The sequence below is a fragment of the Protofrankia sp. Cas3 genome (genome assembly GCF_963555955.1).
Classification (GTDB): Bacteria; Actinomycetota; Actinomycetes; order Frankiales; family Frankiaceae; genus Protofrankia.
On sequence record NZ_CAUVXP010000153.1, the window covers coordinates 1 to 14345 of the forward strand.

12 protein-coding genes and 1 riboswitch are annotated in these 14345 nt (G+C 65.9%); of the genes, 6 read left to right on the plus strand and 6 right to left on the minus strand.

The features are described 5' to 3' along the window. A partial coding sequence (locus tag U9983_RS22175; protein ID WP_322755870.1) for a beta-ketoacyl-ACP synthase 3 occupies nucleotides 1-718 on the plus strand: 718 nt, incomplete at its 5' end. An 11-nt stretch (nucleotides 719-729) separates the two neighbouring features. Here U9983_RS22175 and U9983_RS22180 read toward each other — a convergent pair. Then, complete coding sequence (locus U9983_RS22180; RefSeq protein ID WP_322755871.1) at nucleotides 730-2223, minus strand: MFS transporter; 1494 nt, start codon at nucleotides 2221-2223, stop codon at nucleotides 730-732. A 957-nt stretch (nucleotides 2224-3180) separates the two neighbouring features. Between U9983_RS22180 and U9983_RS22185 the strand changes: the two genes are divergently transcribed. Beyond that, nucleotides 3181-4419 (plus strand): glycoside hydrolase family 26 protein, encoded by a 1239-nt coding sequence (locus U9983_RS22185; protein WP_322755872.1) that lies wholly within the window; start codon nucleotides 3181-3183, stop codon nucleotides 4417-4419. 35 nt (nucleotides 4420-4454) lie between these two features. Here U9983_RS22185 and U9983_RS22190 read toward each other — a convergent pair whose 3' ends face one another. Further along, the gene (locus U9983_RS22190; protein WP_322755873.1) at nucleotides 4455-5075 is read right to left on the minus strand and encodes a TIGR03085 family metal-binding protein; all 621 of its coding nucleotides are present in this window, start codon (nucleotides 5073-5075) and stop codon (nucleotides 4455-4457) included. Nucleotides 5076-5126: 51 nt separating this feature from the next. Further along, nucleotides 5127-5933 (minus strand): hemerythrin domain-containing protein, encoded by an 807-nt coding sequence (locus U9983_RS22195; RefSeq protein ID WP_322755874.1) that lies wholly within the window; start codon nucleotides 5931-5933, stop codon nucleotides 5127-5129. Nucleotides 5934-6639: 706 nt separating this feature from the next. On the opposite strand from U9983_RS22195, the gene U9983_RS22200 reads away from it, so the two are divergent. From U9983_RS22200 to U9983_RS22210, 3 genes are all read left to right on the plus strand, one after another. Beyond that, complete coding sequence (locus U9983_RS22200) at nucleotides 6640-7830, plus strand: magnesium and cobalt transport protein CorA (RefSeq protein ID WP_322755875.1); 1191 nt, start codon at nucleotides 6640-6642, stop codon at nucleotides 7828-7830. 769 nt (nucleotides 7831-8599) lie between these two features. Further along, nucleotides 8600-8971, plus strand: a complete 372-nt coding sequence (locus U9983_RS22205) for a hypothetical protein (RefSeq protein WP_322755876.1) — start codon at nucleotides 8600-8602, stop codon at nucleotides 8969-8971. A 476-nt stretch (nucleotides 8972-9447) separates the two neighbouring features. After that, nucleotides 9448-9618, plus strand: a riboswitch (cyclic di-AMP (ydaO/yuaA leader). Between the two features lie 206 nt (nucleotides 9619-9824). Next, entirely contained in the window at nucleotides 9825-10832 is a 1008-nt protein-coding gene (locus tag U9983_RS22210; protein WP_322755877.1) for a C40 family peptidase, read from the plus strand. Nucleotides 10833-11365: 533 nt separating this feature from the next. On the opposite strand, the gene U9983_RS22215 is transcribed toward U9983_RS22210, so the two are convergent. Continuing rightward, nucleotides 11366-11938: a plasmid partitioning protein gene (locus U9983_RS22215; RefSeq protein WP_322755878.1), complete on the minus strand. Its 573-nt coding sequence runs from the start codon at nucleotides 11936-11938 to the stop codon at nucleotides 11366-11368. A gap of 297 nt (nucleotides 11939-12235) precedes the next feature. On the opposite strand from U9983_RS22215, the gene U9983_RS22220 reads away from it, so the two are divergent. Continuing rightward, nucleotides 12236-12802, plus strand: coding sequence for a MarR family winged helix-turn-helix transcriptional regulator (locus U9983_RS22220; RefSeq protein ID WP_322755879.1), 567 nt, complete (start codon nucleotides 12236-12238; stop codon nucleotides 12800-12802). Between the two features lie 6 nt (nucleotides 12803-12808). On the opposite strand, the gene U9983_RS22225 is transcribed toward U9983_RS22220, so the two are convergent. Both U9983_RS22225 and U9983_RS22230 read right to left on the minus strand, forming a co-directional pair. Then, on the minus strand, nucleotides 12809-13564 hold the full coding sequence (locus tag U9983_RS22225) for a glutamine amidotransferase (protein ID WP_322755880.1): 756 nt from the start codon (nucleotides 13562-13564) through the stop codon (nucleotides 12809-12811). A 13-nt stretch (nucleotides 13565-13577) separates the two neighbouring features. Then, a partial coding sequence (locus U9983_RS22230) for a DUF1727 domain-containing protein (protein ID WP_322755881.1) occupies nucleotides 13578-14345 on the minus strand: 768 nt, incomplete at its 5' end.

Here is a 14345-nt window from a genome sequence, read left to right on the forward strand (position 1 = left end):
ACAGTCGCCGTCGGTGGCGACCGAGGTGGCCGGCCGACTCGGTTCGCGGAACGCGACCGCATTCGATCTCTCGGCCGCGTGCGCGGGTTTCTGCCATGCCCTCGCGGTGGCCAGCGACATGGTGGTCGCCGGCAGCGCAAGATACGTTCTGGTAATCGGCACCGAACGGATGTCGGACATCATCGACCCACATGACCGGGGCACGGCCTTTCTGTTCGGCGACGGTGCCGGGGCGATTGTCGTCGGGCCGTCGGAGACAACCGGCATCGGGCCCGTCGTGTGGGGTTCTGATCCCTCGGGCCGAGACGCAATCGGGCACGATCACTCGTATCTGGAATGGCGCGACAACCCCGAGCTGCCCTGGCCGACAATGCGGATGGCGGGTCAGCAGGTATATCGGTGGGCCTCGTGGCAGATGGCGCCCGTCGCGCGGGCGGCTCTCGAGGTGGCCGGGGTCGACGCAGCGGAACTCGCCGCCTTCATTCCTCATCAGGCCAACATCCGCATTATCAACATGCTGTGCAAGGTACTTGCCCTGCCCGACACGGTGACCGTCGCCCGCGACGTCGCGATCCATGGAAACACCTCCGGGGCGTCGATTCCGCTCGCGATGGACGAGGTTCTCGCAAGCGGAATGGTCCCTTCCGGTGGCCTCGCACTGCTCATCGGTTTCGGCGCGGGCCTCGCCTACGCGGCCCAGGTCGTCCGGCTCCCATGAACTCCCGGGGACTACAGTTTGCCCTGCACCGCCGCGGAGCTGCGGCTGCTTCGCGGCTGCGGCACAGAGTCGACGACTGTCCGTCCCGACTCGACCACTGCGACGGCCTCGGTCGCCGCCGACAGCCGGATGTCGGGAAGCGAGGCGGCGGCAACCGCGGCCACACCGAATCCGACGGCCATCAGCGCGAATGCATTCGTGTAACCGCTTTCATGCGGCAGTGTTCCAATGCCCACCCCGGCTGTGATGACGGTGGCGATAACGGTGGTGCCGATCGAGCCGCCGATCGTCCGGATGTTGGCGTTCATTCCGGACGCAATCCCGGTCTGATCGGGGCGAACCGCTACAACCACAAGGTGTGACATCGACGCGAACCCCAGACCGATACCGATACCCATCAATGAAGTCGCGATGTAGATCATGTAACTCTCACTGTGCGCGAACGCGAGGACGCAGGTGGCGGCAGCCGCGATCAGGGTGCCCATGACCAGCGGTACCTTCGCGCCGAACCTCACTCCGAGACGGCTGGCGAATATGCCGGCGACCAGCATGAAGATACTGCACGGCAGCATGAAGAGGCCGGCCTGGGTGATGCTCGCACCGAATCCGTAGCCCGCCGACGGAGGGGTTTCCACAAACTGCGGGACGAACACCATCATCGAGAACATCGTAAAACCGAACAGGATCGCAGTGATATTCGTCCGGTACACGGTGGGAATCCGCATCATTCGCATATCCACAAGCGGCTGGGCGCTGCGGCTCTCAACGGTGATCCAGACGACGATAAGCAGCCCCGCCAGCGCAAAAAGACCAAAGACCGAACTGGATCCCCATCCCCACCGGGGTCCCTGACTGATTCCGAGCAGCAGAACGACAAGCCACGCCGCAAGCAGCAACGCGCCACCGACTGACACCTTCCCAGCCACGCGGATGGGCGACTCCGGAACGCACAGCACGGTCACCACAAATGCGATGGCAATGGCGATCGCCGGTAGCCAGAACAGCCAGTGATAGCCCAGGTGGCTACTGATCGGTCCGGAAATGACCGTTCCGGTTCCCGAGCCCACGCCGAGCACGGCGGACACGACACCGATCGCGCCGCCGACCTTCTCCGGTGGGAACTCGTCCCTGATGATCCCGAACGCAAGCGGAAAGATCGCCCCACCCACCCCCTGGATGACCCTGGCGATGAGCATCACGGTCAGGGATGTTGCGAGCGCGGCGGTCACCGTTCCGATAGCAAGCACCGCGAGCATGCCGACAAGCAGCCGCTTCTTGCCGTAGACGTCCCCGAGACGCCCGAGGATCGGGGTCGCCACGGATGCGCTGAGCAGGTAGGCCGTCATGATCCACGCAATACCGGCCTGGCTCGAACCGAACTCCGCCCGGATCGTCGGCAACGCGGGCGCGATCATCGTCTGCAGCAACGAGAAGGTCAGCGCTGACATGCCGAGAGCCGCGAAGGTCACGGACGACGAACGCCTTACATCCACCGCAGCCGTCATAGCGGATAGCCCCCTTTTAAGCGACGCGCAGCGGATGAAACTCAGTATAGTTGATGATACCAAGTATCTAATGATCAAAAAGGGATCCCCACTGTGGCCTACACTGCATCCCTACAGATCAGCTTGACGGCACGGATCACCATCCCCGGACGTGCCGACCATGAGATAAGGATCATTGGCCTGGCTTGGCCACAGGCGCCGGCCCGGCGACCGGCGACCGGCGACCGGCGACCGGCGACCGGCGACCGGCGACCGGCGACCGGCGACCCTCACTCATCGCCGGCGTCACGCGGACCGGGTACGAACCTGCCCACGCAGCGTGCCTGACCGCCTGCAGCAGCACGGACCTGGCCGAGCTCGTGGACGAGGCGTTCGTCGGCCGTGGCCACCGAGTTCGCCACGGCCGACACGCGGTCGAGAGCACGGCCCTAGACAACGACGATTGTTAATATCAACTAACAGTTGATCAAAGAACTCTTGATAGACAACAGAAACACAATAGACGACGGACTGCGACAGGTTGCCGTCCATGCAGAAGTCTGATCAATAACTCCTTGACCTGCTGGTATGCCCATCTGGCGGGTGCTGAAGCGGGTCCGTGTAGCCTCATCATCCGATGATGACTTTGCTGCCGCAGGCCCACGCCAGGCCTGCTGAAGCCCGTCGCCCGGAACATTTCCCTATCTGCGAGGCCCACATGTCGTGCGGCGACGTCCACTTCGGCGACGTCCAGGGTCGCGAGACAGCCCCGTCACGCGGAGGGAGTCAACTGTGAAACACAGAAAAACCACTGATGAAACACGTTACCCACTGCAAAAAACAACATCTGCCAATGCGGCAAAATCGACAACGGACCAGCAAGAACTCGTCCAGGTCGCAGCGGAAAGTAGGCGCACGCTCGCACCCCGCACGGCAGCGCCACCCCGGTTGGGCCCGACAGCGGCAGCCAAGAAGGTGGTGTCGATCCGTGGCCGGGTCTGGCTCGCCGGCCTGGGTGCTCTCGCGGTCGCTGCCACGAGCCTTGGCTGTCACGTCGCCCCGATCAGAGGTGATGGTGTCGGGAATGCAACGCTGGCGACCACGTCCGGGCCGTCCGCCACGCCGGTCGCCGGCGCGTCCATCCCGACGGCCGGAGTCGGCAACGACGACCCGAACGGCGGCCCTGGCCACGCGCCGGCCGCCAGCAGCAGCACCTACGCCGGACCGCCACAGGTCGCCGCCACCGTCCGATCAGCCGCCGTGACCGCCGTGGCGCCCGGCGGATCGACAGTTCCCGGCGGAGCCACAGTTCCCGGCGGAGCCACAGTTCCCGGCGACGGCCCCCTGTCCGGCGGATGGACCAGCGGCGTCGCCGCGGGCACTCTGGCGGAGGCGAACCAGTGGGCTGCCTTTCGTGGCCGGCCGGTTGACGTGGTCGTCACCTTTGCCGACCGGTCAAGCTGGGAAACGATAACGCACCCATGGCTCGGCTCGGACCCCGAGAAGTTCGCCGGCTTCGCCGGCACCTGGGTGATCAGTCAGCCGTTCTTCCCCGACTCCGGCGGCGACATCGGCGCCTGCGCGTCGGGAGCGTACAACTCGCACTGGCAGGAGTTCGGCCGGTGGCTGATCGGTCAGGGCCGCGCGAACAGCATCGTCCGGCTTGCCTGGGAATTCAACGGCGACTGGTTCCCCTGGTCTGCGTCGAACAAACCGGGGTCATGGGTCGGCTGCTTCCAGCAGGTGGTCGGTGCCATCCGGCAGACAGATGCCCAGGCCCGGATCGACTGGACGCTGAACTCGCACACCGACGGCGCCTTCGATTTCTACCCGGGTGACGCATACGTCGATGTCATCGGCATCGACACCTTTGACATGTGGCCGGCAAGTACAGACGAGAACTCCTGGAACACCCAGTGCGACGAAGCCGAAGGACTCTGCTCTGTGATCAAGTTTGCCCGCGCGCACGGCAAGAAGTTCTCCGTGCCGGAATGGGGGCTCGTCGGCACCCACGACACCGGTGCCGGAAGGGCTGGGCAGTCCGGCGGAGACAACCCCCTCTACATCCGGAAAATGCACGACACGTTCGTCGCCAACGCCGATGTCGTGTCGTACGAGGCATATTTCAGCAATTCGGATCCGGGCAACGTCCATTCCTCCCTGACCGGCCCAGTTGAAGAGCCCAGCAGCGCCCAGGCCTACGCATCGCTGTGGTGACGACGTTGCCGCCGCTACGATGAGCGGCTACCCACTCACAGGCTGACCCGGTCTTCGGCGAACGCCGTGACCACGCCGTTGTCGCCGTGAATGTCGACAACGGCGTGGTCACGGCGACCGAAGGCGAACAGGAGGAGTTCGGCCGGGTCACCGACGAGGGTCACGTTACCGGCACCACGCCGCAGCACAACCCGCCCCGGGCCGTCAGCACGCTCGGCGATCACTCCGACGGCGGACCGCCGGTAGGCGGCCCGACCGAACAGTTGAAACGATCTCCACAACGCCAGCTGCGTCCCCGCGTCAAGCAGGGGTCGCTCCCATCCGGGTCTGGCCCGCCGAACGTCCTCATGATGGACGAAGAACTCGACCAGGTTCGTGGCATCGTCAACCGGTCCGACACGGCCTGGATGCCACCACGGCGGGCCGCCACGGAAAATTTCCACCAGGTTCGGATAGGTGTCGCCGCGCATCGTGGACCGCTCCGCCGCCACCGTCACACCGTGCAACCAGTTTATCGCCAAGCCAGGCAGCGCGTACGGCACCCGGTCCCGAGTCACCAGATGAGCGACAAGATCATGCGCCGTCCAACCGTCGCACAAGGTGGCCTGTGCCGGACCGACCTCATCCAGAAGATCCGCAAGGGTCACACGCTGCACACGGGCACGTCCCATACGCGTAATCCTAGGACCTCGCCATCATCTCGGTGGCTACCGACGCGGTCGCCGTCGCCCTCGCGGCCCGTGCCCTCCGACCCCGGCCGCCTGGGCGCCACGAGGGACCTGCCGCCGACCGGCGATGCCACCAGCGTCGGTGCTGGCGGCACCAGAGGCACCAGAGGAGACATCAGTGCTGGCGATGCTGGCAGTGTCCGGAGTCGGAGTCGGAGCCGGAGCCGGAGTCGGACGTCCGAGCAGGTACCAGCCCCACAGTCCCGCCGGCGCTGGTGCCCGGATCCGTCCACCCGCGGCAACCCGGGCATCCATGGTGTCGAGGACATGATCCCAGCTCCCGGCAAGCCGCAGGACGAGGCCTCCAACCACAGCGGAGCGGGGAATGTACGGGTGGGGGCGGGTGGGCGCCCGCCGCATCGCCCGTCGGAACGACATGATGAGCCGGCGACGCTCGTCCGGGGAAAGTGTCTTCTCGAGGTCGGCGACCAGAATGTCCTCAGCGGCGATGTGCTGCTCCTCGAGCTCGGCCAAGCGCTCGCGCAGCGTTCCCATCGACTCGCCCGGCCGGTGCACGTCGCCCTGGATGTGCTGGGAGATGCCACGTAGCACCGACGAGGTTTCCCGCCCCTGGGCACACAGCTCCGCGATACGCGGCCGGCTGTCCGGGAGGCGGCGGCGCGCCACCGGGTAAATCGAGGTCTGCACCGAGTACATATGTGCACTGATCGCCGCAACCGCGGTATCGGCAGCCCGCAATGCGCGTCTGGGGTCCCCGGAGGTCGCCGCTTCGGTGAAGGTCAGCTTGACAAGCTGCGTCGCATCGTCATGGGAGGCGCTGATCATCTCAAGGAGGGACGTCTCGCTCGGATCATTCCGTTCGCCGACCCCGGGATCCCTGACTGGTCGTCCATCTCCCGGCCCCGTCGCGGATCCCGGCCCCGTTGTGGATCCCGGCCCCGTTGTGGACGTCATCGCCACCCCCACGCCTGCGTACTTCCACGGTGCGACGACCGAGCCGACAGCAGCGAATTCGGCACGCTACGGTCGACCGTCGACGGTCATCAGTCAAACTGTACGCTCAACGTTTCAGCTCCGCTATTCACCCGACGACACCAACGCAAGGTGCGTGCCCCGGCCCCGCGAGGCCGCGCCCCTGTTACCGGGCGCTCTTCGGGAACGATGTGAATCTGGTGTTGTGGCAGGAGCATCAGATTCACATCGTTAAGAACGCCTGGCAGTAGGGGCGTGGGTCAAGGAGTGGGGCTGGGGCGGGTGGGATCGCGAGGTGCGAGGAGGGGCCACCCTGGTGGTGGGTGTCGACCGACGAGCCGGGGTACCCGTGCATCGCGCAGCGATGGAAGGGTAGCGCTGCGGCGAGGTGCGTGCCCCGGTGCCGCCACGCCACTGGCACGCCACTGGCGCTGCCACGGCACGGCACGGCACGCCCCTCTTGCCGGGCGCTCTAAGCCCGCTCGAAACACCCGGCACCAGAAGAGGCCAGACCGACAGACCTGGCGACCGGCAGGACCATCAACGGAAGGAACCGGAAGTGAGCGACGAGCATGTCGATGACGACACCGGCGATCGGCAGGACAGGCGGTACCCGTCCGCACCGCATGCAGCCAGCCATCCGTCGACCCCGGCGGGATGGCTGGCGGGCGCCCTGGCCAGACCAGTATCCCTGGTCCGAATGGTCCCCAAACGGCGCCGCACCCGCCCTGAGGACCCTTCGACACCAACCGGCCGGGTGGTCGCCTGCCACGTCTACCGGGACGGCGCTCGCGACCCGCAACCTATCCACCACACCGATGCCCTGCGCGTCGCCCGGGACCACCACCGCGGTGGTTTCGCCTGGCTCGGCCTTTACGAACCGAGTGCGGCGGATCTGTCCAATATCGCCGATGTCTACAGCCTGCATCCCCTCGCCGTCGAGGACGCCGTCACCGCCCACCAACGGCCGAAGCTGGAACGATACGGGGAGACGCTTTTCGTTGTCCTCAAGACCGCCTGTTACGTGGAACACGAGGAGCTGACCGCGACATCGGAAATCGTCCACACCGGCGAGGTGATGGTATTTCTCGGACGGGACTTCATCGTCACGGTCCGGCATGGTGAACATGGCGGGCTCCAAGCGCTGCGCAGCCGGTTGGAGAAACAACCAGAAATGCTACGCCTAGGACCGTCGGCCGTCCTCCACGCCATCTGCGACCAGATTGTCGATGATTACCTGGTCGTCACCGAAAAGATCGAAGTCGACATCGACACCATCGAGGGCTCGGTCTTCCGCCGCTCGACCCGCCCCGACGCCAGCAAGGTCTACCAGCTCAAACGCGAGGTGCTTGAGCTCAAACACGCCGTCACGCCACTTGCCGCTCCGGTGCGGGCGCTCACCGAGCCGGGCGTCGGCAGGATCCCACCGCGGATTCAGGAGTACTTCCGTGATGTAGCCGACCACCTCGAACTGGTCACCGAGCGAATAGCGCGATTCGATGAACTGCTGTCGTCGATCATCCAGGCAACCCTGACGCAGGTGACCATCGCGCAGAACGAGGACATGCGCCGTATCAGCGCCTGGGTCGCCATCGCCGCGGTTCCGACGGCGGTCGCCGGCATCTACGGAATGAATTTCGATCATATGCCGGAGCTGCGGCAGGCCTGGGGATACCCAGCCGTTCTCTGTCTGATGGCGACGATCTGCTTCGCGCTGTATCGGTCCTTCAAGCGCAACGGCTGGCTGTAATCACAAATAAAAAACCCAGGCGACAAGAACCATACAACAACGACCACGCATCAAGCCGATGGTGTAGTCTATTACGCCCGTTGAATCACCGGGATCAGGTCACTGCAACCGACCGCCTCACCCGTGAACCCGGTACGGTGAAGAGGAAAGCCGCTGGCCGAAGGTCGTACGATCATGATACCGCTCGCCCGGCCACAGGCCCCGGGCAACCTGAGTCGGGGTACCGGCTGCCCCGGAGAGGCGAGAGTAGATCGGTGCCCCGAACCGGGCAAATCCAGGTGGATTACGGACCTACCAGGCCCCGCCGTGCGGCCATCGCAGGGCGTGGGTATCACCCGTTCGGACTATCACCAGGGGTGCTGCGGGTCACGCCCGGCCGCTGGGTGGATACCACCGGAGCGCCCTGCCGTCCTCCCGTTCGGTCCTACCCCTCCTGAGGACGGCGACCCATCAGGACTACCGTCTCGCTTTGATAGCTATTTCCGACTATGCAGTTCCGATATATCACCCGACGACGGGATTCACGAAGACCACGGCGTCGGCTACCGTAATCGGCTGTGTCGGCCCTTCGCGCGGGAACCCACCGTCAACCGCCGTCCCAGCGGCCGGCCAACGGCAGACGGCTAGGACTGCGATCACACCCCGTGCTGACCCTTGCAACGGACCTGCATGACAACGGTCACATCCCCCGCCGCGCCCACGACCTGACGTGTCTCAGCACACGGGACGACATCCGTGACATGGCCCACGACGTGCACGACGCGGTCCGATGACCAAACCGACGTACCCGGTTCGCAATGATCTTATCGCGGAGCTGGTAACAAGGTTGGACCAACTTGATCAGCTCCTCGGGCGGCTGGAGGATGCTGAGCGCCAGGCCGCGGACGCCAGCGAGCACCTGATGCGTACCCGGCGATGGCAGGAGGACACGGTCCGCGCGATTCAGGATGAGCGGGCGCAGATGCGCACTCATCAGCGGGCCCTGGACGATCTCGCGGACCGCGCGCAGGCCGCCGTCGAAGCCCTGTCCGGCCATTACCGCTCCCTGCCTGCCGAGGTTCACCAACTCGCGGTCGAACTGCACGTCCTGGAGACCGCCGGCCTGCTCTCCCGCCGCGCGACCCGCGCCCGCCGCCACTGACCCCGGGCCGCCACAGCCCCGGGCCGTCACAGCCCCGGGCCGTATGGCTCACGCGGGATGCGCCCCCACGGGATGTAGGAGCGAGACATCTCATAGCGATCGACACTATCCGTGATCGGATGACTCTACCAAGGCGACAATTTTCACTACTACATGGCAACGAAAGATAACTATCGGCGCTCGAGTGCCCCCCGCCGCCAGACTGCCGTCGCTATGGCGTAATGTCATCTTCCGCATCCTGTGGGTCACGGCATCGGGCGCCTCAGCCAGGCGGCCTGCCGCCCGGACCAACAGGTCAGGGCATGGCGGCGAGCTGGTCGGCATGGAGGATGGGAGGAGCCGATATGGTCACTTCTGTGAGCACTCGCCGTAGTTGTGAGGGACTAGTGTTTACTGGCACCATCCTTTTGAACTAGTCTCACCCCGACGTCACGACAACACCGGGCCGAACGCCGAATCCTGCCCACGGTCCCGGTGTCCCCTCCGAGTCGTCACCAGGGCAGGAGCGGGGGACCCATCCTCCACCGGACGACACCGAGCCGCGGTGCAGTCCTAGGGGTTAAGCGAGCTGTGCGACGGTCGCACGGCCCACCGGGCAGCCCAGCCCGAACCCGACAGCTCACCTCGCAGGCGAACGGGAAGGATCACAGCCTTGTCTGCGCCCGATGTGCAGCTTGATCCGGCAACATGGTCATATTCGTCGTTGCCGACAAAGTCGCCAACGAGATCGGCAACGACGTCGTCTCTGCGACCGCCTGCCGACATGACCGGGCGCTCAGCCCGTGGCAGGCACCGCGCGCCGGCTCCACCGTCGGGAACAAGTCGCGTCCGAGCCCGGGCCGCGGTAGCCGCGATGACAACCGGCACGGTTGCCGTGTCCGGTGTCGCGCTCGCCGGCTGCGCCCCGACCGACACCGGTATGGACGAAACCTCGGTCAGCTCGCGGATCACGCTAGGATCGCAGTTCGGAAGCCAGGCCTCCCTCGCAGGCCTGCGCACGTCGGTCATCAACCCGGCCACCTCGGTCGGCCCCGGCTCCATCACAAGCCAGGTGATCGATCAGGCCGACCTGCACCCGAAGTCGGCTGTCGCGCTGAAGGTCACCAATCCGGACGTCTCCGTGCAGGCCGACCAGCCCATCGACATGGGCTTCGCCCTCGAGGACGGAACGACCCACGCGCCGCTGCCGAACCAGCTCATCAAGGTTCAGGTGAAGCTGCCTGACGGCTGGGCGACATTCAAGCACCTGTACACCAACGAACAGGGCTTCGCCAGCTACACAGCCAAGATTCTCACCACGACACAGATCACGGCTATCTTCGACGGCACCGACGCCCTGCAGTCGGCGCACTCCTCGAACATCGGTACGATGACTGTGATGCCTGGTCCAGCCCCGGCAGTCCCGGCACAGGCGCCTCTATCGGTGGCTCGTAGCGTTCTTCAGGCATCCGGCTCCAGCGGGGCCAGCACGATATCACCGAGTACGATCGATGCAACGATATCCGCAGGCTCCCTCGGTCTACGGGCTATTTATCTGGCGGCACAACAGGCCGGTAAGCCCTACGTGTACGGTGCAGAGGGACCTTACGCATTCGACTGCTCCGGCCTGGTTCAGTATGTCTTCAAACAGCTGGGGCGCAGCCTTCCTCGTACGGCGGAAGCTCAATACGAGGCAACGACCCGAGTATCGCAGTACAACAAACAGCCCGGCGACCTGATTTTCTTCGGTGCACCTGGTAACATTTACCACATGGGCATCTACGCCGGTGATGGCAAGATGTGGGTAGCCCCAAAATCAGGTGACGTTGTCAAACTCGAGGCTATCTGGACCACGTCGTACTCGGTTGGCCGCGTCAGCTAGCGTGCAATCACAGTCCCAACGCCCTCTCGGGGGCCAAGGAGCCTGGTAGGTCGGCTCGTACGTCGGTACCGGCGACAGCAGCTTCCATCCCGGTCATGTGAAACGGTTAACGCTCCTTCAAAACACAATCGGGTTCCGCGTGTCCTCCCCCTCCGGTTACGCGTGAACCTCGCCGCCAGGTCGGTGCTGTCGAAATCGGCGCTGATCTGGCGGCCCCAAACCACAACTGGATGTCTCCAAGGACTTCCGCTGGTCGGAGCGAGCCAACCCCCCCGGCTCGTAATGCCCGGCGGAACGCGGGCTTCCGCTGGCCTTGCGCACTGAACCCCCCCCACAGTGCGCTCGGCCGGCGGGAGTCCAGAACTCCCGCCGGCCGGCCGCGCCACCCCCCCGGCTGAGCCGGCCGGCGGGAAGTCAATCCGGTGATGACACGAAGCGTGCCCAGAGACAGAGCTGGTGGTTCCAGGATCTCTGGAGATCCTGGAACCACCAGCCGCGCGAAACGAGCCATCAGCGCGCGACCTTCGGTCGCTCTAGCCCCTGATATCTTTCGAAAACGTCCACAAAGCAGCGGTCGTGGCTTCGTCCCATTTCTGGGGCAGAAGCTTGACATGAACCTGCGAAGGGCACGCGGGCGCCGGTCCGACCGTGTTCACCGCCCCGACCACCGCAAACAGTGGCTTCTGCGCGGAGTCAAGCGAGCTGCAGGCGACCGTAAGGGCCATGCGACCGCCTTCTCCCCCGCCCCAGATGTAGATCCGGGACATGTCGATGTTCGATCGCTCCTGAGCGACGTAGCGGACCACGTCCCGCAGGTACTGCACATCCGGGCCGTTGACCTGCCAGCTGCTGGCCACCGCCTCCGGGTACACCAGGGCGAACTTCTGGCGATCTGCAAGCGCCGACGCGTTGCTGGCCTTCTCGATCGCCGCCATGTCGCTGCCGTCGTCAGCTAGAACGAGGACCAACGGCACCGGCTGCCTGGGCTTAGGGGCGGCATGTACCGCAAGCTCACGGCCTGCCGACGCGTAGCCCGCCGGAATCGCGGCGCGCTCGGTCTTCACCGTGGGTGAGCGGTACGTATAGGCGAGGGCAACCACGACCACGGCTACGACGATCAGCGTCCGTCGACGGTTCTTGGTCCACAACGCTTTCCCGACTTTGAGCGGATTCGATACCACGAGCCAACCGAACCACACAGACGCCGCCCGATTCGGCAGATTCGCCGTGTGGCGTGCACGAGTCGGGCACCGCACCGGCGATCTGGCCCGTACCCCGGCGGCCGACCCGGGGACCCGGAGATCCGCTACGGTGACCCGGCGCCACCTGGTTCGTCCCAATGGTGTATCCACAAGGTTCTGTGACGCCACCGGCGGCGGACACGGCGTAGGGATGAGGCCGACGTGGACGATGAACAGACACTCGATCACCAGGCGCTTGAGAAGATCGAACATGAGCTGGCCGTGCTCGGCCGCCGGGCCGAGCGGTTCCGCACAGCCATCACGGACGAGTCCGGAGCGGCCCTCGACCGATCCGCCTATCTCCTGCTCAGCCACCTGTACGATCACGGTGCGCTACGGCTGACGACCCTCGGTGCGGTGTTCGCTCTCGACATCTCAACGGTGAGCCGCCAGGTAGCCGCGCTGGCAGCCGAGGGCCTGGTGGAACGCGCCACCGACCCCACCGATCGCCGGGCCAGCCTGGTGACCCTGAGCGCATGCGGACGCGAGCGCTACGTCGTCACCCGGCAAGCGCGGGTGACGAGCCTGCGCAGCCTGGTAGGCACCTGGGAAAAGGACGAACGCGACAGCTTCGGGATGCTTCTCGGCCGCTTCAATACGGCGCTCGCCGAACGTGACCGTGCCGGCGTTCCGCCGCCCGACCAGCGCCCCCCCACCCGATCCGGGTCGCCACAGCCCCGGGGCGCCACAGCCCCGGGTCGCCACAGCCCCGGGTCGCCACAGCCGTAACAGGGTTCAGGCCGCGACGTCGAGGGCACGCAGGCGCGCCTGACGCAGAATCTCCGCCTCAGGCGGGCCGAACAGCTCCGGCAGCGGGCCGTGTACCCAGGACAGCAGCAGATCGGCAAGTGCGGGGTTCTGCGCGAGCACCGGACCGTGGAGATACGTACCGAGCACGTGGTCGTCCACGATGCCGTCGGTCTGATCCGCGGTGCCGTTACCAACGCCCTTGCGTACGACGCCGAGCGGCCTGCCCTGCCCGCCAGGCAGCCTCCGCGTCCGCCCGGCGTGGTTCTCGTACCCGAGCAGGACCGGAAGACCGAGATCGGATGCTGGTTCCACCACGACGTCACCGACCGCGCGGGGTGGCGCCGGCTGGTCCGCCGGGTCGAACGACCGACGGGTCTCCACATCCACCAGGCCGAGTCCGTCATGGACCTGGCCGTCGCCGGTGGGAAACGAGGCGCCGATCACCTGGTAGCCGGCGCAGACCGCGAGAACGACCGCACCTTCGTTGACCGCTCGCAGCAGCGCGGTGCTCCTGCGCAATCCCTCGGCGGCCAGTACCTGCGGTTCGTCCTCGCCGCCGCCGAGCAGGTAGATGTCACAGCTGCCGGGCACCGGCTCGCCAGCCGGAATATCGATCACCTCGGCCGGTAGCCCGCGCCAACGCAGCCGCTGCGCCAACACGATCGCGTTGCCGCCGTCACCGTAGGTCCCGAGCAGCTCCGGGTAGATCAGGGCGATCCGGGTCGCCGACTCGGTGATCACATTGCCATCCTGGTCATCTGCTCGTCCTCACCGGGGCAACCCGCCCCAGGATGTCACGGAAGGCGGTGTAGTTGGCGACAACGTCCACGGTCCCCTCCTGGGCAACCGTGGACGCCGCGCTTTCGGCATCCGGGTGGACGGTGTGCGGCACCTCGGCGTAGGCCAGGCGAACGCTCATATCCTCCTTGCGCTCACCGGTGACCAGGACCTGCCGGCCCGCGAGCCGCTCGAACGGGACATCCCATATCCAGGACGGATCACGGCCGTCAGCGGTCTGCGAGTTGAAATCGATGATCACCGGCCGCGCGGGCGCCGTGTTGAGCAGTTCCATCATCTCCACCCAGCCGGCCGGGTTCTTGGCCAGCAGGAGCCGCCCGCGGACACCGTTCTCGTCGAGCTCGACCTCCTGATAGCGCCCCTGGACGTCGCCGAGACCCGTCATCGCGCCCAGTGCGTCGCCGACCTCGACCCCGAAGAGTCTCGCCGCGGCGGCGGCCATCGCCGCGTTGCCGAGGTTCACCCGTCCGGGCAGGTCGATGGATGCCTTGACGTGGGAGCCGAACCACAGCAGTTCGCCAGGCCCGATGACGGCGACGAGCGGTTCCGGGCGGGCCAGCCCGCAGTCACACCACCAACCCGAGGAGTTGCGATGGAGCAACCGGGCGCACTGCGGGCACACCATCGCATCCGCCGTCCAGTTCTGCCCGGCCGAGACCCAGGTCTGGTTCGCCCAACTGGACGCCGCCCAGACCACGAGCGGATCGTCGACGTTGGCGACCAC